This window comes from Pseudomonas sp. PS01303, from assembly GCF_029959385.1.
Taxonomy (GTDB): domain Bacteria; phylum Pseudomonadota; class Gammaproteobacteria; order Pseudomonadales; family Pseudomonadaceae; genus Aquipseudomonas; species Aquipseudomonas rustica.
In genome coordinates this window covers 1-21633 of record NZ_JASCPK010000047.1, presented here as the reverse complement: position 1 = coordinate 21633, position 21633 = coordinate 1, and the positions used below count along the sequence as shown (strand labels likewise).

At 61.0% G+C, this 21633-nt stretch carries 19 protein-coding genes; 16 read left to right on the top strand and 3 right to left on the bottom strand.

The window, feature by feature from the left end:
- Positions 1-39: 39 nt before the first annotated feature.
- Positions 40-939: an energy transducer TonB gene (locus QMX93_RS15035; protein ID WP_053124705.1), complete on the bottom strand. Its 900-nt coding sequence runs from the start codon at positions 937-939 to the stop codon at positions 40-42.
- 77 nt (positions 940-1016) lie between these two features.
- Positions 1017-1970: a glutathione synthase gene (gene gshB, locus QMX93_RS15030; RefSeq protein WP_053124703.1), complete on the bottom strand. Its 954-nt coding sequence runs from the start codon at positions 1968-1970 to the stop codon at positions 1017-1019.
- A gap of 225 nt (positions 1971-2195) precedes the next feature.
- Here gshB and pilG point away from each other — a divergent pair, with 225 nt between their 5' ends.
- The 15 genes from pilG (at position 2196) to madM (ending at position 19679) form a co-directional block, all read left to right on the top strand.
- Positions 2196-2600 (top strand): twitching motility response regulator PilG, encoded by a 405-nt coding sequence (gene pilG / locus QMX93_RS15025; RefSeq protein ID WP_007913673.1) that lies wholly within the window; start codon positions 2196-2198, stop codon positions 2598-2600.
- Positions 2601-2660: 60 nt separating this feature from the next.
- Complete coding sequence (gene pilH / locus QMX93_RS15020; RefSeq protein ID WP_053124759.1) at positions 2661-3026, top strand: twitching motility response regulator PilH; 366 nt, start codon at positions 2661-2663, stop codon at positions 3024-3026.
- Between the two features lie 10 nt (positions 3027-3036).
- Complete coding sequence (locus QMX93_RS15015) at positions 3037-3576, top strand: chemotaxis protein CheW (protein WP_007913675.1); 540 nt, start codon at positions 3037-3039, stop codon at positions 3574-3576.
- A gap of 143 nt (positions 3577-3719) precedes the next feature.
- Positions 3720-5768 (top strand): methyl-accepting chemotaxis protein, encoded by a 2049-nt coding sequence (locus QMX93_RS15010; protein WP_053124698.1) that lies wholly within the window; start codon positions 3720-3722, stop codon positions 5766-5768.
- Between the two features lie 11 nt (positions 5769-5779).
- Entirely contained in the window at positions 5780-11680 is a 5901-nt protein-coding gene (locus tag QMX93_RS15005; protein ID WP_282356730.1) for an Hpt domain-containing protein, read from the top strand.
- Entirely contained in the window at positions 11673-12140 is a 468-nt protein-coding gene (locus QMX93_RS15000; RefSeq protein WP_053124693.1) for a chemotaxis protein CheW, read from the top strand. The genes QMX93_RS15005 and QMX93_RS15000 overlap by 8 nt, the downstream gene beginning before the upstream one ends.
- Positions 12141-12431: 291 nt before the next feature.
- The gene (mdcA, locus tag QMX93_RS14995; protein WP_282356729.1) at positions 12432-14102 is read left to right on the top strand and encodes a malonate decarboxylase subunit alpha; all 1671 of its coding nucleotides are present in this window, start codon (positions 12432-12434) and stop codon (positions 14100-14102) included.
- On the top strand, positions 14102-14974 hold the full coding sequence (locus tag QMX93_RS14990; protein WP_282356728.1) for a triphosphoribosyl-dephospho-CoA synthase: 873 nt from the start codon (positions 14102-14104) through the stop codon (positions 14972-14974). The genes mdcA and QMX93_RS14990 overlap by 1 nt, the downstream gene beginning before the upstream one ends.
- On the top strand, positions 14974-15273 hold the full coding sequence (locus QMX93_RS14985; RefSeq protein WP_007913697.1) for a malonate decarboxylase subunit delta: 300 nt from the start codon (positions 14974-14976) through the stop codon (positions 15271-15273). Before QMX93_RS14990 ends, QMX93_RS14985 begins: the two co-directional genes overlap by 1 nt.
- Complete coding sequence (locus tag QMX93_RS14980; protein ID WP_282356727.1) at positions 15266-16117, top strand: biotin-independent malonate decarboxylase subunit beta; 852 nt, start codon at positions 15266-15268, stop codon at positions 16115-16117. The genes QMX93_RS14985 and QMX93_RS14980 overlap by 8 nt, the downstream gene beginning before the upstream one ends.
- A complete protein-coding gene (mdcE, locus tag QMX93_RS14975; RefSeq protein WP_282356726.1) occupies positions 16114-16899 on the top strand; it encodes a biotin-independent malonate decarboxylase subunit gamma in 786 nt (261 codons plus the stop codon). The genes QMX93_RS14980 and mdcE overlap by 4 nt, the downstream gene beginning before the upstream one ends.
- Positions 16893-17513: a malonate decarboxylase holo-ACP synthase gene (locus tag QMX93_RS14970; RefSeq protein ID WP_282356725.1), complete on the top strand. Its 621-nt coding sequence runs from the start codon at positions 16893-16895 to the stop codon at positions 17511-17513. Before mdcE ends, QMX93_RS14970 begins: the two co-directional genes overlap by 7 nt.
- A complete protein-coding gene (gene mdcH / locus QMX93_RS14965; RefSeq protein ID WP_282356724.1) occupies positions 17510-18430 on the top strand; it encodes a malonate decarboxylase subunit epsilon in 921 nt (306 codons plus the stop codon). Before QMX93_RS14970 ends, mdcH begins: the two co-directional genes overlap by 4 nt.
- 66 nt (positions 18431-18496) lie before the next feature.
- Positions 18497-18913: a malonate transporter subunit MadL gene (madL, locus tag QMX93_RS14960; protein WP_053124679.1), complete on the top strand. Its 417-nt coding sequence runs from the start codon at positions 18497-18499 to the stop codon at positions 18911-18913.
- Between the two features lies 1 nt (position 18914).
- Positions 18915-19679, top strand: coding sequence for a malonate transporter subunit MadM (gene madM / locus QMX93_RS14955; protein ID WP_282356723.1), 765 nt, complete (start codon positions 18915-18917; stop codon positions 19677-19679).
- Between the two features lie 114 nt (positions 19680-19793).
- On the opposite strand, the gene QMX93_RS14950 is transcribed toward madM, so the two are convergent.
- A complete protein-coding gene (locus QMX93_RS14950; RefSeq protein WP_282356722.1) occupies positions 19794-20714 on the bottom strand; it encodes a LysR substrate-binding domain-containing protein in 921 nt (306 codons plus the stop codon).
- Positions 20715-20922: 208 nt separating this feature from the next.
- Here QMX93_RS14950 and QMX93_RS14945 point away from each other — a divergent pair, with 208 nt between their 5' ends.
- A complete protein-coding gene (locus tag QMX93_RS14945; RefSeq protein WP_159811873.1) occupies positions 20923-21540 on the top strand; it encodes a hemolysin III family protein in 618 nt (205 codons plus the stop codon).
- Positions 21541-21633: the final 93 nt, after the last annotated feature.

Below are 21633 nucleotides of genomic sequence, written 5' to 3'. Positions count from 1 at the left end.
AATCCCCTCGCCACAATGAATCTCAATGCCTCAGGATATTTAATTGCTGGACAAGCGGTCACCGCGAGCGAATTTCCAGGTGCGGATTATTTCCAGGCGGTCGATGTCCGACAGATCGCCGGTAAACGGTGCAAACGGCGCCGCCAGGCGGACGATGCGCTGCGCCGCTTGATCCAGTAGCGGCTGGCCAGACGATTCCAGCACCAGCACTTCATACAGCGAACCATCACGATTGATCGAGACCATCAGGCGCAAATTGCCGTAGATCTGCTTGCGCCGCGCTTCGTCGGGATAATTCAGGTTGCCGATGCGCTCGACCTTCTTGCGCCATTCGTCTTTATACCAGGCGCCCTTGTCGCGCATGGTCGACGCAGCGCTCAAGCGATGAATGCGCGGGCGTTTGGCGTACAGCTGTTGTTCTTTGGCCAGTTCGGCTTCAAGGCTGGCGATGTCGCTGGACAGCTGGGAACTGTCGAACGTCGGCGCGTCGACCGACGGTTTCACTTCAGTCTTGGTCTCTTCTTTCTTGGTCGGCGCTTTTTTCGGCTTCGGCGCCACCGTGGTCACCGCTGCTTTGGGCGCGGCTTCCTGCACTTCCGGCTTGGCGGCCGGTGGCGGCGTGACTTTTTTGACCTGATTGTCCTGGAACGGCGCGACCTCAGTGGTCTTCGGAATCGCCTTTTTGTCCAGCGTGCCGCTGCCTTCCTGATTTTCCTGAGCGAGAAAATCCGCCTTTTCCGGCTTCTTTTCGCTCTTGAAAGTGGCGAGGGTAATTTCCAGGGTTTTGCTGATTTGCTTGGGCTCGACCATCGTGAAGCCGACGCCCAGCAGCAACGCCAAATGAATCAGCGCCGCAAGGAATAGGGTAAAACCGAGGCGATCGGCCGGGCGCACGCCACGATGGGCGAGTTCAGCGGGCAGATCGGACGGGAGGGTCATTTCAAGAAAACCAACATCGCGTTTTTCAGAGGCCGGGCATGATAACGCAATGTTGGTCGCATCTTGGTTGTTCTATCTCAACGAGCTTTAAGCTTCTGATCGATGGCATCCATGAGCATGCCGCCGATATCAGTGCCAAACGCATTGTCGATTTCACGGATGCAGGTCGGGCTGGTGACGTTGATTTCGGTGAGGCTTTCGCCGATCACGTCGAGACCGACGAACAGCAAGCCTTTCTCACGCAGGGTCGGGCCGACTTGAGCGGCGATCCAGCGATCTTTCTCGGTCAGCGGACGCGCTTCGCCACGGCCACCGGCGGCGAGGTTGCCACGGGTTTCGCCCTGCGCCGGAATCCGCGCCAGGCAGTAATCCACCGGCTCGCCGTCGATCATCAGGATGCGTTTGTCGCCGTCCTTGATCGCTGGCAGGTAGGCCTGGCCCATGATCTGCTGGCCACCTAGGGCGGTCAGGGTTTCCAGAATCACCGACAGGTTCGGGTCGCCCGCGCGGTGACGGAAGATCGAAGTGCCGCCCATGCCGTCCAGCGGCTTTAGGATCACGTCGCCGTGTTTCGCGGCAAATTCGCGCAGCACATCGGCACGGCGGCTGACGATGGTTGGCGGCGTGCACTGCGGGAACAGCGTGGCAAACAGCTTTTCATTGCAGTCGCGCAGGCTCTGCGGCTTGTTCACCACCAGTACGCCGGCGGTTTCAGCCTGTTCGAGCAGGTAGGTGGAGTAAACGAACTCCATGTCGAACGGCGGATCCTTGCGCATCAGGATCACGTCCAGATCGCTCAGCAGGTTGTCCTGCTCGGCGTCCAGTTCGAACCATTTTTCCGGGTTGGCGAAGACTTTCAGCGGCTTCATGCGCGCCCGCGCCTGACCTTCGCCCTGATACAGGTCGCGCTGTTCCATATAGAACAGTTCCCAGCCACGCTTTTGCGCGGCCAGCAGCATGGCCAGCGAGCTATCCTTTTTATAGGAGATGCTGGCGATAGGGTCCATGACAATCCCGACGCGAACGCTCATTGGGTTTTCCTCGAAAATTGGCTACCGGATCGGTATTGAAAAAGTGCCGCCAGAGTGGCGCCGGGTGGGTTTTCGGTCAAGGGAAAACCCGTCGATAGATTGGATCTGGAGACTGTGCTAAAAAGGCTGGCATATCGTGCCGGCCCTTAAGCATCAAGGGTTTCCGGCCATTACTCATAGCAAAACGGACAATTTGATTCGCAAAGGCGACGGTAGAGCCCTCTTATGGAACAGCAGTCCAGCGCCTTGAAGGTCATGGTGATCGACGACTCGAAAACGATTCGTCGCACCGCCGAAACATTGTTGAAGAATGTCGGTTGCGAAGTGATCACGGCGATCGACGGTTTCGACGCCCTGGCCAAGATCGCCGATAACCACCCCGGGATCATTTTTGTCGACATCATGATGCCGCGTCTGGATGGTTATCAGACCTGCGCTTTAATCAAGAACAACAGCGCGTTCAAGGCGACACCGGTGATCATGTTGTCATCGCGCGACGGGCTGTTCGACAAGGCCAAGGGGCGGATTGTCGGTTCTGATCAATTTTTGACCAAGCCTTTCAGCAAGGAAGAACTGCTCAACGCGATTCAGGCCCATGTTCCGGGCTTTGCCGCCGTTTTGCCGCAGTAAGACACGTATAGAGACGCGCGGTCAGCGGGCCGGGCGTCGACAAGAAAAATGGGGAAAACCATGGCACGTATCCTGATCGTCGATGATTCGCCGACTGAAATGTACAAACTCACCGGCATGCTGGAAAAGCACGGCCATGAAGTGTTGAAGGCCGAAAACGGCGCGGACGGCGTGGCCCTGGCCCGTCAGGAAAAACCTGATGCGGTACTGATGGACATCGTCATGCCCGGCCTCAACGGTTTTCAGGCGACCCGCCAGTTGACCAAGGATGCCGACACCACACACATCCCGGTGATCATCATCACCACCAAGGATCAGGAAACCGACAAGGTCTGGGGCACCCGTCAGGGCGCCAAGGACTACCTGACCAAACCGGTCGACGAAGACACCCTGATCAAGACCCTGAACAACGTACTCAAAGGCTGATCGCGCAACCATGAGCGAATCGCTGACCGCGTTCGAACTGCTCTGGCAGATCGATCAGCGCTGCCGCTTGCTGGCGGCGGACTTGCCGTCGCAACCGGCGCGCCAGGATCGCTGGAGCGGCATCGGCTTTCGCCTCGGCGAACACTGGTATGTGGCGCCGATGGGCGAAGTCAGCGAAGTGCTGCACGAACCGCGCTTCACCCAGTTGCCCGGGGTCAAGCCGTGGGTCAAGGGTGTGGCTAATCTGCGCGGACGGTTGCTGCCGATCATGGATTTGTGTGGTTTCTTCGGGCATGAACTGTCGCCGCTGCGCAAACAGCGGCGGGTGTTGGTGGTGGAACATGGGGACGTGTTTGCCGGGCTGATGGTCGATGAGGTTATTGGCTTGCAGCACTTTGAACAGGACAGCTTCGAACCGATCTCGATCAGCAAGCGCCAGGGCTCCAAGGCCGAGTTCGTCAAAGGCTATTTTCGGCGCGAGCAGAACTGGCGGGTGTTCAGCCTGTTCGCCCTGGCGAAATCCCCTGTGTTCATGAGCGTCGCGATATAACAGATTCAACACCGTCCCTTGTAGGAGCCGAGCTTGCTCGCGAAGAGGGCGTGTCAGGCGCAATCAATGTTGGCTGACCCACCGCTTTCGCGAGCAAGCTCAGCTCCTACAGGGTAAGTGAACCGTTCCCAAGGCGAGGACCGATGATAAAAGCAAAAACAGGCAAGCCGGCGGAAGGATCGCGCAGTCGCTCGCAGATCATCGTGCTGTTCATCGCACTGATCGTGTTCATCATGCTGCTGTTCGCCAACTTCGCTTACCTCAACACCCAAGCGAACTACGACAAACAGTACATCGGCCACGCCGGTGAGCTGCGCGTGCTCTCGCAACGCATCGCCAAAAACGCCACCGAAGCCGCCGCCGGCAAGGCTGCCGCGTTCAAGTTGCTCAGCGATGCGCGCAACGATTTCGCCCTGCGCTGGGGTTACCTGAAGAAGGGCGACCCGGTCACCGGCCTGCCGCCAGCCCCTGCCACTGTGCGCCCGGAAATGCGCGCCGTGCAGCTGGACTGGGAACGTCTGCTGAAAAACACCGACGCGATTCTCTCCAGCGAACAGACCGTGCTGTCGCTGCATCAGGTCGCCGCGACCCTGGCCGAAACCGTGCCGCAGTTGCAGATCGAATACGAAAAAGTTGTCGAAATCCTCCTCCAGCGTGGTGCCCCGGCCGCACAAGTGGCGATGGCCCAGCGTCAGTCGTTGCTGGCTGAGCGCATTCTTGGCGCGGTCAACACCGTGCTCGCTGGTGACGAAAACTCGCAGCAAGCCGCCGATGCCTTTGGCCGCGACGCTACCCGTTTCGGCCAAGTGCTCAATGGCATGCTGCAAGGCAACCCGACGCTGAAAATCACTCAGGTCGAAGACCGCGACGCCCGCGCGCGTTTGAGCGAAATCTCCGAGCTGTTCCAGTTCGTCTCCGGCTCCGTCGATGAAATCCTCGAAACCTCGCCCGAGCTGTTCAAGGTTCGCGAATCGGCGAGCAACATCTTCAGCCTCTCGCAAACCCTGCTCGACGAAGCCTCGCACCTGGCCACCGGTTTTGAAAACCTCGCCGGCGGGCGCAACACCGACACCATCGGCGGCTACGTCCTCGGTTTGCTGGCACTGGCCTCGATCATCCTGATCGGCATGGTCATGGTGCGCGAAACCAACCGGCAACTGCGCGAAACCGCCGAGAAGAACGAGCGTAACCAGAACGCAATCATGCGCCTGCTCGACGAAATCGAAGACCTTGCCGACGGCGACCTCACCGTGACCGCCTCGGTGACCGAAGACTTCACCGGCACCATCGCCGACTCGATCAACTATTCCGTCGACCAACTGCGCGATCTGGTCGCCACCATCAACCTCACCGCCGGCCAGGTCGCCGCCGCCGTGCAGGAAACCCAAGCCACCGCCATGCACCTGGCGCAGGCTTCGGAACATCAGGCCCAGCAGATTTCCGAAGCCTCGACGGCGATCAGCGACATGGCCGAATCCATCGATCAGGTCTCGGCCAACGCCGCCGAGTCTTCGGCGGTAGCCGAGCGTTCCGTGGAGATCGCCAACAAAGGCAACGAGGTGGTGCACAACACCATCCACGGCATGGACAACATTCGCGAACAGATTCAGGACACCGCCAAGCGCATCAAGCGTCTCGGCGAGTCGTCGCAGGAAATCGGCGACATCGTCAGCCTGATCGACGACATCGCCGACCAGACCAACATCCTCGCCCTCAACGCCGCGATTCAGGCGTCGATGGCCGGTGATGCCGGGCGCGGTTTTGCCGTGGTTGCCGACGAAGTGCAACGGTTGGCCGAGCGCTCGTCCGCCGCCACTCGGCAGATCGAAACGTTGGTGCGGGCGATTCAGACCGACACCAATGAAGCCGTTATTTCCATGGAACAAACCACCACCGAAGTGGTGCGCGGCGCGCGACTGGCGCAGGATGCCGGTGTGGCCCTGGAAGAAATCGAAGGCGTGTCGAAAACCCTCGCGGCGCTGATTCAAAGCATCTCCAACGCGGCGCAGCAGCAGACGACGTCGGCCGGGCAGATTTCCCTGACGATGAATGTGATCCAGCAGATCACCTCGCAGACCTCGTCCGGCTCCACCGCCACCGCCGAGAGCATCGGCAACCTGACGAAAATGGCCAGCCAGCTGCGGCGCTCGGTGTCCGGATTCACCTTGCCGGCGGCGAAAGACAAAGCGTGAGTGGAGTGGTTATGGGTGATCGGCACGACTATGTGGCCCTCGAATGGGTCAAAGGCGAAATTGCCGAAACGCTGAAACAGGCGCATCAGGCGATTGAAGCCGTGCTCGATGATCCACAGGCGTTTCCCGGTCTGGACGAATGTCTGGATTACATCCATCAGGTGCACGGCAGCCTGCAGATGGTCGAGTTCTACGGCGCAGCCTTGCTCGCCGAAGAGATGGAACATCTGGTCGAAGCCCTGCAGCAAGAGCGCGTCAGCCATCGCGACGAAGCGCTGCATCTGCTGCTGCAAGCGCTCGGACAATTGCCGATCTACCTCGACCGCGTGCAAAGCGCCCGGCGTGATTTACCGCTGGTGGTGCTGCCGCTGATCAACGATCTGCGCAGCGCCCGTGGCGAAAGCCTGTTGTCGGAAACCAGCCTGTTCAGCCCGCAATTGCCCGAGCTGCCGCCGCTGAGCGCAGAGGCCTTGGCGCTGCTGGAACCGCCAGAGTTGCCCAACGTGCTGCGCAAACTCCGGCAGACACTGCAAATGGCCCTGGTCGGTTTGCTGCGTGAGCAGGACGATCAGACCCACCTCGGTTATCTGGCGAAAGTCTTCACCCGCCTCGAAGCGTTAAGCGGCGACACACCGCTGAGTCCGTTGTGGCAAGTCGCCTCGGCGCTGGTCGAAGGCATGCGCCAAGGCGTGATCGCCAACAGCCCGGCGCTGCGCAGCCTGTTCAAGGACGCCGACAAAGAGCTCAAGCGTCTGCTCGATCAAGGCATGGCCGGCCTCAACCAGCCGCCACCGCCGGAGCTGCTGAAAAGCCTGTTGTTCTATATTGCCAAAGCCGAACATCCCACCGGGCAGATGCTGACCATGAAAGATCGCTACTCCCTGGACGACGCGCTGCCCGACAGCGCGATGGTCGATGAAGAACGCGCGCGCCTCGCTGGCCCGGACCGCGATGCGATGCGTTCGGTGTTGGCGGCATTGTGCGAAGAACTGGTGCGGGTCAAGGAGCGCCTCGACCTGTTCGTGCGCAGCGACCGCCAGCACACCTCGGATCTGGAGAGTTTGCTGGCGCCGCTGAGGCAAATCGCCGACACCCTCGCCGTGCTCGGATTCGGTCAGCCGCGCAAAGTCATCATCGATCAATTGGCGGTGGTGCTGAGCCTTGCCCAAGGCCAGCGCGAACCGAACGACGCAATCCTGATGGACGTCGCCGGCGCCTTGCTCTACGTCGAGGCGACGCTGGCCGGGATGGTCGGCACCGTCGAGCCGGAAAGCCCGGAAGACGCGCGCCTGCCGACCACCGACCTGACGCAGATCCATCAGATCGTCATCAAGGAAGCGCGCATCTGCCTGCAACAGGCCAAGGACATGATCGTCGACTACATCGACGCCGATTGGGATCGCCAGCACCTGCAACCGTTGCCGGCGCTGCTGACTCAAGTGCGCGGTGCACTGGCGATGATTCCGCTGAACCGCGCGGCGAGTCTGGTCGAGGCGTGCAACGGTTTTATCCGCGACCATTTGCTGCTTGATCCGCACGAACCGGGTTGGGAACAACTGGATCATCTGGCCGATGTCATTAGCAGCCTTGAGTATTACCTTGAACGCTTGAGCGACGACCCGCAGGCACCGGGCGAACAACTGCTGGATGTCGCGCAGAAATCCCTCGCCAGTCTGGGGTTCTTTCCAAATGAGCCGCATGTTCCCGTGCTCGAGGACGTGCTCTCCCCCAGCGAAGCGTTGGTGATGCAGGACATGCAGGCGCTCGACGATCCGGACATCGTGCAGTCGCTGGCCGACGTGTTGGCCAGCCCGGTGTCAGCGCTCAACCCGCCGGCGCTGATCACTCCCGGCAGCCTGATGCCGCCGCCGGCCGATGAAGAACCGGTCGATGATGAGCTGCGCGAAGTGTTCCTCGAAGAGACCGATGAAGTCCTCGAAGTCCTCCACGAATACCTGCCGCGCTGGGCTGCCAATCCGCAGGATCGCGATGCGCTGACTGAGCTGCGCCGCGCCTTCCACACCTTGAAGGGCAGCGGGCGCATGGTGCGCGCGCTGATCCTCGGTGAACTGGCCTGGTCGGTGGAAAACCTGCTCAATCGCGTGCTCGAACAAAGCGTCGAACCCGGCTCGGTCGTCCAGCAACTGCTGACCGACACGGTGTTGTTACTGCCGGAACTGATCAGCGAATTCGCCATCAACCGCCAGCGTCAGCGCAGCGATGTCGATCAACTCGCCGCCCGCGCGCACGCCTTGGCCAAGGGTGACGAGCCGATGGCCGCTGAAGACGTCGACGATGTCGCAGCGCTCGACCCACTGTTGCTGGAGATCTTCCGCAACGAGGCGGAAACCCACCTCGCCAGCCTCAACCGTTTTCTAGATCAAGCGGCCGAGCATGTGCCGTTGCAAGCCAGCGACGAATTGCAGCGCGCCCTGCACACGCTCAAGGGCAGCGCGTCGATGGCCGGCGTGTTGCCGATTGCCGAACTGGCCGCGCCGCTCGATCAACTGGCCCGCGAATTCAAGGCGCACCAGTTGCCGCTGGATCTCGATGAAGTGGAATTGCTCCTTGAAGCCGAGGGCTTGTTTCGCGTCGGTTTGCGTCAGCTCAAACACGATCCGCTGGCGCCGATTGTCGGCGCGCAGTCGCTGATCAAGCGCACCGATGAACTGCTGGCCGAGCGGCTGGCGTCGATCCTCGATGCGCCGAACACCGGCCTGCGGATCAAGCGCGACCCGCAACTGATCAACAACTTTCTCGCCCAAGGCATGGACATCCTGCTCGACGCCGAAAGCCTGTTGCAGCGCTGGCAACAGCACCCCGGCGAGCGTCAGGAACTCAGCGCGCTGCTCGATGAATTGACCACGCTGGGCGAGGGCGCGCACCTCGCCGATCTGCTGCCGGTCGATGTGTTGTGCGAGGCTTTGCTCGATCTTTACGGCGCCGTCGAAGAAAGCAGTCTGGCGGTCAGCGAGCGGTTTTTTCACGAAGCGCAAAATGCCCACGAAGCGCTGATCAACATGCTCGACGAACTGGCTGCCGGCCAGGAAGTCACCCCGCAGCCTGAGCGAATCCGCGCCCTGCATGATCTGCTCGATGAAAGCCTCGACCCGTCGTCGATGGGCCTGATTCGCAGCGACGGCAGCCGCACCCTGAGCATCCGCGAACTGGGCAGCGCCACCGCCGAACTGCAACAAACGGCCAGCGCTTTTGAAGCGGACGACGAGATCGTCGAGATCTTCCTCGAAGAGGCCGTGGACATTCTCGACAGCGCCGGCCAGGCCTTGCAGCGCTGGCTGAGTGACCCGGACAACAGCGCGCCGTTGTCATCCTTGCAGCGCGATTTGCACACGCTCAAGGGCGGCGCGCGCATGGCTGAAGTCGAGGCCATCGGCGATCTGGCTCAGGAGCTGGAAAGCCTCTACGAAGGTTTGGTCGATCGTCGCTACAACTACAGCGAAACCCTGGGCCGCTTGCTGCTCAAGAGTCATGACCGCTTGGCGCTGTTGCTTGATCAGTTGCAAAACCATCAGCCACTGACGCCGGCGCACGATCTGATTGAAGCGATCCGCCAAGTGCGGCAGGGGCCAGGCATCGCCGAAACGCCGCCAGCCACCGCCGATCATGACAGCGCCAGTCACGATCCGGAGCTGCTGGAGATCTTCCTCGAAGAAGGTTTCGACATCATCGAAAACTCCGGCGCCGCGCTGCTGCGCTGGCAGGCCGAGCCGGGTAATCGACAGGAAATCGAAACCCTGCTGCGCGATCTGCACACCCTTAAGGGTGGCGCGCGGATGGTCGAGATCGGCCCGATCGGCGACCTCGCCCATGAGCTGGAATACCTTTACGAAAGCCTATCCGCCGGTTCGCTGCAAGCTTCGACCGAGCTCTTTGCGCTGGTGCAGCGCGGGCATGACCGACTGGCGCAGATGCTCGATGCGGTGCGTGCCGGGCAACCGTGCCCGCCGGCCGATCGGCTGATCAATGCGATCCAGAGTTTCAGTCACCCGGCGACCCTTGAAACGCCGCCGGTGCTGCTGCCGGTTGCGGCTAAAACCGAGGCCGCACCGCCGGCGGCCGACGTTGGCGCGGACATGGTCAAGGTCTCCGCCGAACTGCTCGATGAGCTGGTCAATCTGGCCGGGGAAACCTCGATCTTCCGGGGCCGTATAGAGCAGCAGGTCAACGACGCACAGATTGCCCTGAACGAGATGGAAACCACCATCGAACGGATGCGCGATCAGTTGCGCCGTCTCGACACCGAAACCCAGGGACGGATTCTCAGTCGCCAGCAAGCGGATGCCGAACGCCTTGGCTACGAGGAATTCGACCCGCTGGAAATGGATCGCCATTCGCAGTTGCAGCAACTGTCGCGAGCGTTGTTTGAATCCGCCTCTGACTTGCTCGATCTGAAAGAAACCCTCGACCGCCGCAACCACGACGCCGAGAACCTGTTGCAGCAACAGGGCCGCATCAACACCGAATTGCAGGAAGGCCTGATGCGCACGCGCATGGTGCCGTTCGAACGCATGTTGCCGCGCCTGAAACGCATCGTCCGTCAGGTCGCCGAAGAGCTGAACAAAGACGTCGCGTTTGTCGTCGGCAACGCTGAAGGCGAGATGGATCGCAATGTGCTCGAACGCATGGCGGCGCCGCTGGAACACATGCTGCGCAATGCCGTCGATCATGGTCTGGAGTCCGCCGAAGTACGGCTGGCAGCGGGTAAACCGGCGCAAGGGCAGATCAGCCTCGACCTGTCTCGTGAGGGCGGCGACATCGTTTTCGACATCCGTGATGACGGCGCCGGTGTGCCGCTGGAAGCTGTGCGCAACAAGGCGATCAAGCGTGGTTTGCTCGCGCCGAATGCCGAGATCAGCGACCGCGACGTGTTGCAGTTCATCCTTCAGCCGGGCTTTTCCACAGCGGAAAAAATCACCCAGATTTCCGGGCGTGGCGTCGGCATGGACGTGGTACACGAAGAGGTGCGGCAACTCGGCGGCACCATGAGCATCGATTCGGTGCCGGGGCAGGGCGTGCATTTTCGCATTCGTCTGCCGTTCACCGTGTCGGTTAACCGCGCGTTGATGGTGCAGTGCGGTGAGGATCAATACGCGATTCCGCTGAACACCATCGAAGGCATTGTTCGCGTGTTGCCGAATGATCTCGAAGGGCACTTCCGTCAGGATCCGCCGCGCTATCAATACGGCGGCCAGACCTATGAACTGTGCTACCTCGGCGAGCTGCTGAAAACTGCGCCACGGCCAAAACTGCTCGGGCAGAACCTGCCATTGCCGGTGCTGCTGGTGCACTACAACGACCGGCACATTGCCGTGCAAGTGGACGTGATGGCGGGCACTCGCGAGATCGTGGTGAAGAGCCTCGGCGCACAATTCGCCGCGCTGCAGGGCGTATCCGGGGCGACGATTCTTGGCGATGGCCGGGTGGTGCTGATTCTCGATCTGCTCGCACCGATTCGGGCGATGCAGGCGCGCATTGCGCAAACGCCGACGCTGCCGGAGATCGACAGCGAACCACAGAAACCGCTGCTGGTGATGGTGGTCGACGACTCGGTCACCGTGCGCAAGGTCACCAGCCGCTTGCTCGAACGCCACGGCATGAACGTGCTGACCGCCAAGGACGGTGTCGATGCGATGCTGCTGCTCGAAGAACACATGCCCGACCTGATGCTGCTCGACATCGAAATGCCGCGCATGGACGGCTTCGAAGTCGCCACCCAGGTGCGCAACGACGAGCGCCTGCAACATCTGCCGATCATCATGATCACCTCGCGCACCGGGCAGAAACACCGGGATCGTGCGATGGCGATTGGCGTCAACGACTACCTCGGCAAGCCGTACCAGGAATCGGTGCTGCTCGAAAGCATTGCCCAATGGAGCAAGAAACATGCATGAGCGCCGGCACAATCAGCGCAGCAGCCAACTGACCGGGCTGCTGTTGCCGTTGGCGGATCGCAATTTGATCCTGCCCAACGTCGCCGTGGCTGAGCTGATCGACTATCAGGCCAGTGCCTTCGATCTGGATACGCCGCCGTGGTATCTGGGGCGGGTGACGTGGCGTGAGCGGCGGATTCCGTTGCTGAGTTTTGAGTCGGCGTGTGGGCAGAAAATTGTGATTGGCGAGCGCGCGCGGATCGTGATTTTGAATGCGCTGGGCGGGTTGCCGGAGTTGAAGTTCATTGCGTTGCTGGTGCAGGGGATTCCGCGGTCGTACAAACTTGATAGCCAGTTGAGTTATGTCGACGTGCCGTTGTGTGCGCTGGAGCAGGCGGCGGTGCAGGTCGGGGAGCAGGTGGCTAAGGTCCCGGATTTGTTGGGGCTGGAGCGACTGTTGGTTGAGGCAGATCTGGTTTAACGGCCTGACCCTCACCCCAGCCCTCTCCCGGAGGGAGAGGGGGCCGACCGAGGTGTCTGGCGTCATACATCGACCTGAAAAACCAAATCGATTATGGATTCAACACAACAGAATCAGGTCGGCGCACCTCTGAAATATCCCCCAATCAGTCCCCTCTCCCTCCGGGAGAGGGCTAGGGTGAGGGGCTTTTGACCATTACTCTGAGCGTAACGATTCACCACCGTGCTTGATTGATGCCCCCACCCCACACGCCTACCTTAGCTCCACGACAGCGAACCCCGTGGAGTGAGCATGACAACAACAATTTCCCCCGACTCGCGCTGGACGCGGCGGCGCGATGAGAAGCAGCGCCGCCTCGACAAGGTGCGCGGGCTGGCCGACGGTGTGGTGTTGCCCACCGACAAGATCGTCGCCGCGCTCGAAGCGCTGATTCATCCCGGCGACCGTGTGGTACTCGAGGGCAACAACCAGAAGCAAGCGGATTTCCTCTCCCGTTCGCTGGCCAAGGCCGACCCGGAAAAGCTCCACGACCTGCACATGATCATGCCCAGCGTCGGTCGCTCTGAGCATCTGGATCTGTTCGAACGCAGCATCGCCCGCAAGCTTGATTTCTCCTTCGCCGGCACCCAGAGCCTGCGCATCAGCCAGTTGCTCGAAGACGGCCTGCTGGAAGTCGGCGCGATCCACACTTACATCGAACTCTACGCCCGCCTGGTGGTGGATCTGATCCCCAACGTCGTGCTCTCGGCCGGGTTCATGGCCGACCGCGCAGGCAACATCTACACCGGCCCGAGCACCGAAGACACCCCGGCACTGATCGAACCGGCCGCGTTCAGCGACGGCATCGTCATCGTCCAGGTCAACCAATTGGTCGACGACGTCAGCGAGCTACCGCGCGTGGACATTCCCGCGTCGTGGGTCGATTTTGTCGTGGTGGCCGACAAGCCTTTCTACATCGAGCCGTTGTTCACCCGCGACCCACGCCACATCAAGCCTGTGCATGTGTTGATGGCGATGATGGCGATTCGTGGCATCTACGAAAAACACAACGTGCAGTCGCTCAACCACGGCATCGGTTTCAACACCGCCGCCATCGAATTGATCCTGCCGACCTACGGCGAATCCCTCGGCCTCAAAGGCAAGATCTGCCGTAACTGGACGCTCAACCCGCACCCGACGTTGATCCCGGCGATTGAAAGCGGTTGGGTCGAAAGCGTGCATTGCTTCGGCACCGAACTGGGCATGGAAAACTACATCGCCGCGCGCCCCGACGTGTTCTTCACCGGTCGCGACGGCTCGCTGCGTTCCAACCGGATGTTCTGCCAACTCGCCGGGCAATACGCGGTGGATCTGTTTATCGGCGCGACGCTGCAGGTCGATGGCGATGGCCATTCCTCGACCGTCACCCGTGGCCGCCTCGCCGGTTTCGGTGGCGCGCCGAACATGGGCCACGACCCGCGCGGTCGCCGTCACGGCACCCCGGCGTGGCTGGACATGCGCCACGACGACTCGCAGCAACCGATGCTCGAACGCGGCAAGAAACTCGTGGTGCAAATGGTCGAGACGTTCCAGGAGGGCGGCAAACCGACCTTCGTCGAAACCCTCGACGCGGTAGAAGTGGCGAAGAAAAGCGGCATGCCGCTGGCGCCGATCATGATCTACGGCGACGACGTCACCCACCTGCTCACCGAAGATGGCATCGCCTACCTGTACAAGGCGCGTTCGCTGGAAGAGCGCCAGGCAATGATCGCCGCCGTTGCAGGCGTCACCGCCATCGGCCTGCGCCACAACCCGAAAGACACCGAACGCATGCGCCGTGAAGGCCTGATCGCCTTGCCCGAAGACCTCGGCATCCGCCGCACCGACGCCACCCGCGAATTGCTCGCGGCGAAAAGCGTGGCCGATCTGGTCGAGTGGTCTGGTGGCCTGTACAACCCGCCCGCGAAATTCAGGAGCTGGTAATGCACGCATTTAACCTGCAAGCGAAACCGCTGTCCCTGGCTGATCGATTGGCCGATCTGGCGGTGGACGCGTTGATCGACGAAGCCGATCTGTCGCCGAAACCGGCACTGGTCGACCGTCGCGGCAACGGCGCGCACACCGATCTGCACTTGGGCCTGATGCACGCTTCGGCGCTGTCGTTGTGGCCGGCGTTCAAGGAGATGGCTGAAGCGGCGGTTGCAATCGGTGAAGTCGATTCAACGTTGCGCGAAGCGATTGGCCGTATCGGGCGCGAAGGCGAACAAGCGATGCTCACCACCACCAACGGCGTGAACACGCATCGTGGGGCGATCTGGGCCTTGGGATTATTGGTGACCGCCGCTGCGCTGGAACCACAATCCTCTAGTGCCAACGCAGTCTCTCTACGCGCTGCACGTTTGGCCTTGCTGGATGACCGTCACGCGCCGAAACCCTTGAGCCACGGTGCCCAAGTCGCCCTGCGTTACGGCGCACGCGGTGCTCGTGAAGAAGCGCAACTCGGCTTCCCCTCGGTGCTGCAACGCGGCCTGCCACAACTCAAGCGCAGCCGCGCCAACGCCAGCGGCGAACAGAACGCCCGGCTCGACGCTTTGCTCGCGATCATGACCAATCTGGCCGACACCTGCGTGCTCTACCGCGCCGGCGAAGAGGGTTTGCAGGCTATGCAACTCGGCGCGCAAGCGGTGCTCGACGCCGGTGGCAGCGCCAGCCTCAGCGGTCGCCGTCGCCTGCACGAACTCGATCAACAACTCATCGCATTGAATGCCTCGCCCGGTGGCGCCGCCGACTTGCTCGCCGCCACGCTGCTGCTCGACCGTATCGAGCATAACGGCATCCTTCAGGGAGCGTTTTGATGGAAACCCTATCGTTTGAATTCCCCGCCGGGCAGCCGCCACGCGGTCGCGCGCTGGTCGGTTGTGTCGGTTCGGGTGATCTGGAAGTGCTGATCGAACCGGGCCTGGCCGGCAAGCTGACGATCAATGTGCAGACCTCGGTCAACGGCGCGCAACTGCGCTGGCAGCACCTGTTTGCGCGGATGTTCGACGGCACCACGCCGCCGGCAATGGCTATTGATATCCACGATTTCGGCGCGACGCCGGGCGTGGTTCGCTTGCGTCTGGAACAAGGTTTCGAGGAGATCGGCCATGACTGACAGCGCAGCGTTGCTCAACAAACACAGCTTCGTCGAGCTCGGCGCGCGGCAACGGGCGAAAGCCTTGCTCGATGCCGGCAGCTTTCGTGAGTTGCTTGATCCGTTTCAACGGGTGATGTCGCCGTGGCTTGAACGTCAGGGCGTGGTGCCGCAGGCCGATGACGGTGTGATCATCGCCAAGGGCAGCCTCGATGGGTTGCCGGTGGTGATTGCCGCGATTGAAGGCGCGTTTCAGGGTGGCAGCCTTGGCGAAGTCGGCGGGGCGAAGATTGCCGGTGCGCTGGAACTGGCGGCTGACGACAACCGCAAAGGCATTCCGACCCGCGCGGTGTTGCTGCTGGAAACCGGTGGCGTGCGTTTGCAGGAAGCCAATCTCGGGCTGGCGGCGATTGCTGATATTCATGCGGCAATTGTCGATTTGCAGCAGTACCAACCGGTGGTCGGTGTGGTCGCCGGCAGCGTTGGGTGTTTCGGCGGCATGTCGATTGCCGCTGCGCTGTGCAGCTATCTGCTGGTGACTCAGGAAGCGCGCCTCGGTTTGAATGGCCCGCAGGTTATTGAGCAGGAAGCCGGGATCGAGGAATACGACTCGCGCGACCGGCCGTTCATCTGGAGCCTGACTGGCGGCGAGCAGCGTTTCGCCAGTGGTCTGGTCGATCGTTATGTCGCCGATGACGTGGCGAAGATTCGTCAGCAGGTGGGTGAATTACTGCAGCAGGGTTTGCCAGCGAAACCACGCAGCCAGCGCGCCGAGTGGTTCCTGCAACGCCTGAGCAGTCTGAACACTGACCCGCAAATCGAACCGTCGGTGGTTCGCGATCTGTATCAAGGAGAGCGCTCATGAGCGGCTATTCATTGCGCGGTTTGAACTGGTTCAACGCCTTGAGCGCGGGCGCTGTGGCGGTTGAAGGACTGCCGCCATCGTTGAGGGTTGCTGACGGTGAATTGGGGCGTTTTATCGCTGTGGTCGCTGACCCGGACAATCGTTTTCCGCGTGCTCGTAATGGCGAAGTCGGCTTGCTCGAAGGCTGGGGTCTGGCCAAGGCTGTGGATGACGCGATCACGGCTGACCGCGACAAAGCGCAGAAACGCCCGATCATCGCCATCGTCGATGTGCCGAGCCAGGCTTATGGTCGGCGCGAAGAAGCGCTCGGCATTCATCAGGCGCTGGCCGGGGCGGCGGACAGTTATGCCCGTGCGCGTCTGGCCGGGCATCCGGTGATTGCGTTGTTGGTGGGGAAAGCGATGTCCGGGGCGTTTCTCGCTCACGGTTATCAGGCCAATCGTTTGATTGCGCTGCGTGATCCGGGCGTGATGGTGCATGCGATGGGCAAGGCTTCGGCGGCGCGGGTGACGTTGCGCAGTGTTGAAGAGCTGGAAGCGCTGGCCGCCAGTGTGCCGCCGATGGCTTATGACATCGACAGTTACGCGAGCCTCGGATTGCTCTGGGAAACCCTGTCAGTGCAGCAGATTGAACAGCCAACCGCAGAGGATCTATCAAGGGTCAACGAGTGCCTCAAGCAAGCCATCGGTGATATCACCGGTGCTGACTTGAGCAATCGTCTCGGCGCAAAAAATCGTGCTGCCTCCAGCCGTGTGCGCGAACTGTTGAGGGCGCAGTGGTGAGCAGCCCTCTGGTCCACGATCTGCTCTGGGGCATGACCCCGGCGCAGCTGCCGGCGGATGCGCCGTTGTGGGCCGTCGAGTCGCTGGCCGCCGGGCAACCGGTGGTCGTGCGGCGGGCGCTGAGCGATGAGGGTTTTATCGCGGTCGGCGTGCGCGGTGTGTTGCGCGAGCAGCGCTTGGCGGCGTTTATGGCGGTTGATTCGATTGCCTGTCGGGTCAGCCCGGAAGCGCTGTGTCAGATCGACAGCGAGCGCGATCTGCCAGTCATGCAGGCGCTCAAACAACTGCGGCCGATGCTCGATGATTGCGGTTGGGTCTGGGGTGTCAGCGGCAGTGTCGGGTTTGAATTGGCCAGTGGTTTTACCGCGATGCACGCGGCCAGCGATCTCGATTTGATTTTGCGTACACCGCAGATGATCACGCGTAATCAGGCACGCAAGTTCGTTGAGCTTTTCGATCAAGCCGCGTGCCGAGTCGACATGCAATTGCAGACACCGTTCGGTGCCGTGGCGCTGCGTGAATGGGCCGGCGGTTCGGCGCGCGTGCTGCTGAAAAATGCTTATCAGGCCTGTCTGGTGATTGATCCGTGGAACCCGCAGGAGCAGGCAGCGTGAGCAGTCTGCTGGTGTTTCCCGGCCAGGGCGCGCAGCAGGCGGGCATGCTTCAGCGCTTGCCTCGGGAAACGCTGGTCGAGGCCAGTGATGTGCTTGGTGAAGATGTTTTGCTGCTCGATTCCAGCGAAGCACTGCGCACGACAAGAGCGGTTCAACTCTGCCTTCTGATCGCTGGTGTCGCGGCTTCACGGCAGTTGTTGCAGGACGGACTCACGGCGGATTACGTCGCCGGTCTGTCCATCGGCGCTTATCCCGCAGCAGTGGTTGCGGGGGCCTTGAGCTTCAGCGATGCGTTGCACCTGGTCAGCCTGCGCGGTGAGTTGATGCAACAGGCTTATCCACAGGGCTACGGCATGACCGCGATCATCGGCCTGCAATTATCCACAGTCGAAACGCTGCTGGCGCAAGTACACAGCGAGGATTCGCCGGTGTATCTGGCCAACATCAACGCCGACAACCAAGTGGTGATTGCTGGCAATGACAAGGCGATGCAAGCGGTCGCGGATCTGGCGCGCAGTCGCGGCGCCGGGCTGGCAAAGCGTCTGGCGGTGAGTGTGCCGTCGCACTGTCCACTGCTGGAGAAACCGGCGCAAACACTCGCTGAGGCCTTCGCCAAAGTCGAGTTGAAGACACCGCAGATCGCCTTCCTGAGCGGCAGTCGCGCACGCCCTGTGAGCAAAGTCGAAGCGTTGCGCGACGACCTCACCTTCAACATGTGCCGCGTGGTGGATTGGCGCGGCACCGTGCAAAGCGCTTTCGAGCGCGGCGTACGGCTACAGATCGAATTACCACCCGGTGCAGTCCTGACCGGCCTTGCGCGCCGGGTGTTTGAACAAGGCACCGTGACGGCCTTCGACAGCGCTCGCCTCGACACCCTGCAAGCGCTGCTGCGTGAGGAGGGTAGCCGCCAACCCTAAACCGCCGCGACTCAAGCTTCGAACAACAAAAACAACATTCGACGATGCACTTTGAGGACTACAACAATGATTATTTACGGTGTGGCGCTGCTCGCGATCTGTACGCTGGCAGGGGTGATCATGGGTGACATGCTCGGCGCGTTGTTGGGCGTCAAATCCAACGTCGGCGGGGTCGGCATCGCCATGATCCTGCTGATTTGCGCGCGGTTGTGGATGCAGAAACGCGGCGGCATGACCAAGGATTGCGAGATGGGCGTCGGCTTCTGGGGCGCCATGTACATTCCGGTGGTGGTGGCGATGGCCGCGCAACAGAACGTCGTCACCGCGCTGCATGGCGGCACGGTGGCGGTGCTGGCCGCGATTGGTTCGGTGGTGGTCTGCGGCTGCACGATTGCCTTGATCAGCCGCACCCACAAAGGTGAACCGTTGCCTGACGAACCGCTGGAAATCTCCCCGGTCGGCACGCCAGTAGGGGGTCGCTGATATGTGGGATCTCATCGAAAAAGGTCTGGAACACAATGGTCTGGTCACTGCATTCGCCTTCGTCGGCGTGATCATGTGGGTGTCGGTGGTGCTCTCCAAACGCCTGACGTTCGGACGCATTCACGGCTCGGCGATTGCCATCGTTATCGGGCTGGTATTGGCGTGGGTCGGCGGCACCATGACCGGCGGGCAGAAGGGCCTGGCGGATCTGACGTTGTTCTCTGGCATCGGCCTGATGGGCGGGGCGATGCTGCGTGATTTTGCGATTGTTGCCACGGCGTTTGAAGTGCAGGCGACCGAGGCGAAGAAGGCCGGGTTGATTGGTGTGATTGCGCTGCTGCTGGGCACGATCCTGCCGTTCATTGTTGGCGCTTGCATGGCTTGGGCGTTCGGTTATCGCGATGCGGTGAGCATGACCACCATTGGTGCGGGTGCGGTGACTTATATTGTCGGGCCAGTGACGGGTGCGGCGATTGGTGCGACGTCGGATATGATGGCGTTGTCGATTGCGACCGGGTTGATCAAGGCGATTCTGGTGATGGTCGGTACGCCGGTGGCGGCGCGCTGGATGGGGTTGGATAACCCGCGTTCGGCGATGGTGTTTGGTGGCTTGGCCGGGACTGTCAGCGGCGTTACAGCTGGGCTGGCGGCGACGGATCGGCGGTTGGTGCCTTATGGCGCGTTGACGGCGACGTTCCATACCGGGCTGGGGTGCTTGCTGGGGCCTTCGCTGTTGTTCTTCATTGTTCGCGGGATTGTGGGCTGAGCCTATAACTGATCGTTCCCACGCTCTGCGTGGGAATGCAGCCCGGGACGCTCTGCGTCCCAAAGCGGACGCGGAGCGTCCATTGAGGCATTCCCACGCGGAGCATGGGAACGATCATGGGGTGATCTGCCGATTCGCATACATCCGACACTCCGCCAACAACGCCAGCAAATTCGGATCCCTCTCCTTGGCCTTCAAAAACACCACGCCGATGTGCTGCTGCAACCGATACTTCGCCTGCAACGGAATCAGCTTCACCCGGTTCTCATACACCGCCGCAATCCGCCCCGGCAGCAACGCATAACCCACTCCCGAGCTGACCATGCTCAACAGCGTGAAGATGTCATTCACCTGCATCGCCACCTTCGGCTCGAACCCCGCCTGCTTGAACACCCGCACACCGTCCTGATGGGTCGCAAAACCTTGGGTCAGGGTGATGAAGGTTTCATCGCGCACCTCAGCCAGATCCACTTCACTGCGCTGGGCAAACTTTGAATCCGCCGGAGTGGCGAGGAAGATGTCGTCGGAAAACAGCGCAATCTGCTCGCAATCCGGGTCATTGATGCTGTCGTCCAGTGACACCAGAATTGCGTCGACTTCCATGTTCTTCAGCTTGTAGAGCAGGTCGATGTTCGAGCCGAGGATCAGGTCGATGTTGAGTTCGCTGCGACGGATTTTCAGGCCCATGATCAGTTGCGGTACGGTTTTTACGGTCAGCGAATACAGGGAGCCGAGTTTGAAACGTTCGGCAGAGAACCCGGCAGCTTCGCGGGTCAGGCGTACGCTTTCGACGACGTCGTTGATCAGTTTCTGCGCGCGTTCTTCGAGGACGTAAGCGCTTTCCAGCGGCGTCAGGTTGCGGCCTTCGTGTTTGAACAACGGGCAGCGCAAGGCACTTTCCAGCGAATGAATGGCGCGGTGCACGCTGACGTTGCTGGTCTGCAGCTCGGCCGCAGCACGGGCGAGGTTGCCGGTGCGCATGAAGGCGAGGAACACCTCGAGTTTTTTCAGGGTCAACTCTTCGTCGATCAGCATGGCGCGGACTCTTTTTGGTATCGGCCGATTGTGCACGGAAGATCAAAAGATCGCAGCCTTCGGCAGCTCCTACATTGGAATGCGATCACCTGTAGGAGCTGCCGAAGGCTGCGATCTTTTGATCTTGGCTTTGAACAGAAACATTGCGCTTTTACGCTCAAGGCCCGAGCCTTGCGCGCTGCGGTAATGAATGTGAGGTGAGCAATACATGTATCACGGAGAACGATTGAACGCCTGGACCCATCTGGTCGGGGCGGTGGCAGCATTTATTGGTGGCGTGTGGATGTTGGTGATCGCCTGCCTCGACGGCAGCCCGTGGAAGATTGTCAGTGTGGCGATTTACGCGTTCACCTTGCTGGTGCTCTACAGCGCCTCGACCGTGTACCACAGCGTGCGCGGGCGCAAGAAAGCGATCATGAAGAAGGTCGATCACTTTTCGATCTACCTGTTGATCGCCGGCAGTTACACGCCATTCTGCCTGGTAACCCTGCGCGGGCCGTGGGGCTGGACGTTGTTCGGGATTGTCTGGGGGCTGGCGCTGATCGGTATTCTGCAAGAGATCAAACCGCGTTCGGAAGCGCGGATTCTGTCGATCGTGATTTATGCGGTGATGGGCTGGATTGTGTTGGTAGCGGTGAAGCCTTTGATCGCGGCGCTGGGCACGACCGGGTTTGCCTGGCTGGCGTCGGGCGGGGTTTTGTATACGGTGGGGATTATCTTTTTTGCCCTTGATCACCGGCTGCGGCATGCGCACGGGATCTGGCATTTGTTCGTGATCGCCGGGAGTCTGCTGCACTTCGTCGCGATTATGTTTTATGTCCTCTAACCAGAATCATCTCCAATCCCCTGTGGGAGCGAGCCTGCTCGCGAAGGCGTCAGTTCAGGCAACATCTTTGTTGAATGAAACACCGCATTCGCG

Coding starts and splice junctions, on each gene's coding strand:
- QMX93_RS15035 (WP_053124705.1), bottom strand. CDS start 939: ATGACCCTCCCGTCCGATCTGCCCGCTGAACTCGCCCATCGTGGCGTG.
- gshB (WP_053124703.1), bottom strand. CDS start 1,970: ATGAGCGTTCGCGTCGGGATTGTCATGGACCCTATCGCCAGCATCTCC.
- pilG (WP_007913673.1), top strand. CDS start 2,196: ATGGAACAGCAGTCCAGCGCCTTGAAGGTCATGGTGATCGACGACTCG.
- pilH (WP_053124759.1), top strand. CDS start 2,661: ATGGCACGTATCCTGATCGTCGATGATTCGCCGACTGAAATGTACAAA.
- QMX93_RS15015 (WP_007913675.1), top strand. CDS start 3,037: ATGAGCGAATCGCTGACCGCGTTCGAACTGCTCTGGCAGATCGATCAG.
- QMX93_RS15010 (WP_053124698.1), top strand. CDS start 3,720: ATGATAAAAGCAAAAACAGGCAAGCCGGCGGAAGGATCGCGCAGTCGC.
- QMX93_RS15005 (WP_282356730.1), top strand. CDS start 5,780: ATGGGTGATCGGCACGACTATGTGGCCCTCGAATGGGTCAAAGGCGAA.
- QMX93_RS15000 (WP_053124693.1), top strand. CDS start 11,673: ATGCATGAGCGCCGGCACAATCAGCGCAGCAGCCAACTGACCGGGCTG.
- mdcA (WP_282356729.1), top strand. CDS start 12,432: ATGACAACAACAATTTCCCCCGACTCGCGCTGGACGCGGCGGCGCGAT.
- QMX93_RS14990 (WP_282356728.1), top strand. CDS start 14,102: ATGCACGCATTTAACCTGCAAGCGAAACCGCTGTCCCTGGCTGATCGA.
- QMX93_RS14985 (WP_007913697.1), top strand. CDS start 14,974: ATGGAAACCCTATCGTTTGAATTCCCCGCCGGGCAGCCGCCACGCGGT.
- QMX93_RS14980 (WP_282356727.1), top strand. CDS start 15,266: ATGACTGACAGCGCAGCGTTGCTCAACAAACACAGCTTCGTCGAGCTC.
- mdcE (WP_282356726.1), top strand. CDS start 16,114: ATGAGCGGCTATTCATTGCGCGGTTTGAACTGGTTCAACGCCTTGAGC.
- madL (WP_053124679.1), top strand. CDS start 18,497: ATGATTATTTACGGTGTGGCGCTGCTCGCGATCTGTACGCTGGCAGGG.
- madM (WP_282356723.1), top strand. CDS start 18,915: ATGTGGGATCTCATCGAAAAAGGTCTGGAACACAATGGTCTGGTCACT.
- QMX93_RS14950 (WP_282356722.1), bottom strand. CDS start 20,714: ATGCTGATCGACGAAGAGTTGACCCTGAAAAAACTCGAGGTGTTCCTC.
- QMX93_RS14945 (WP_159811873.1), top strand. CDS start 20,923: ATGTATCACGGAGAACGATTGAACGCCTGGACCCATCTGGTCGGGGCG.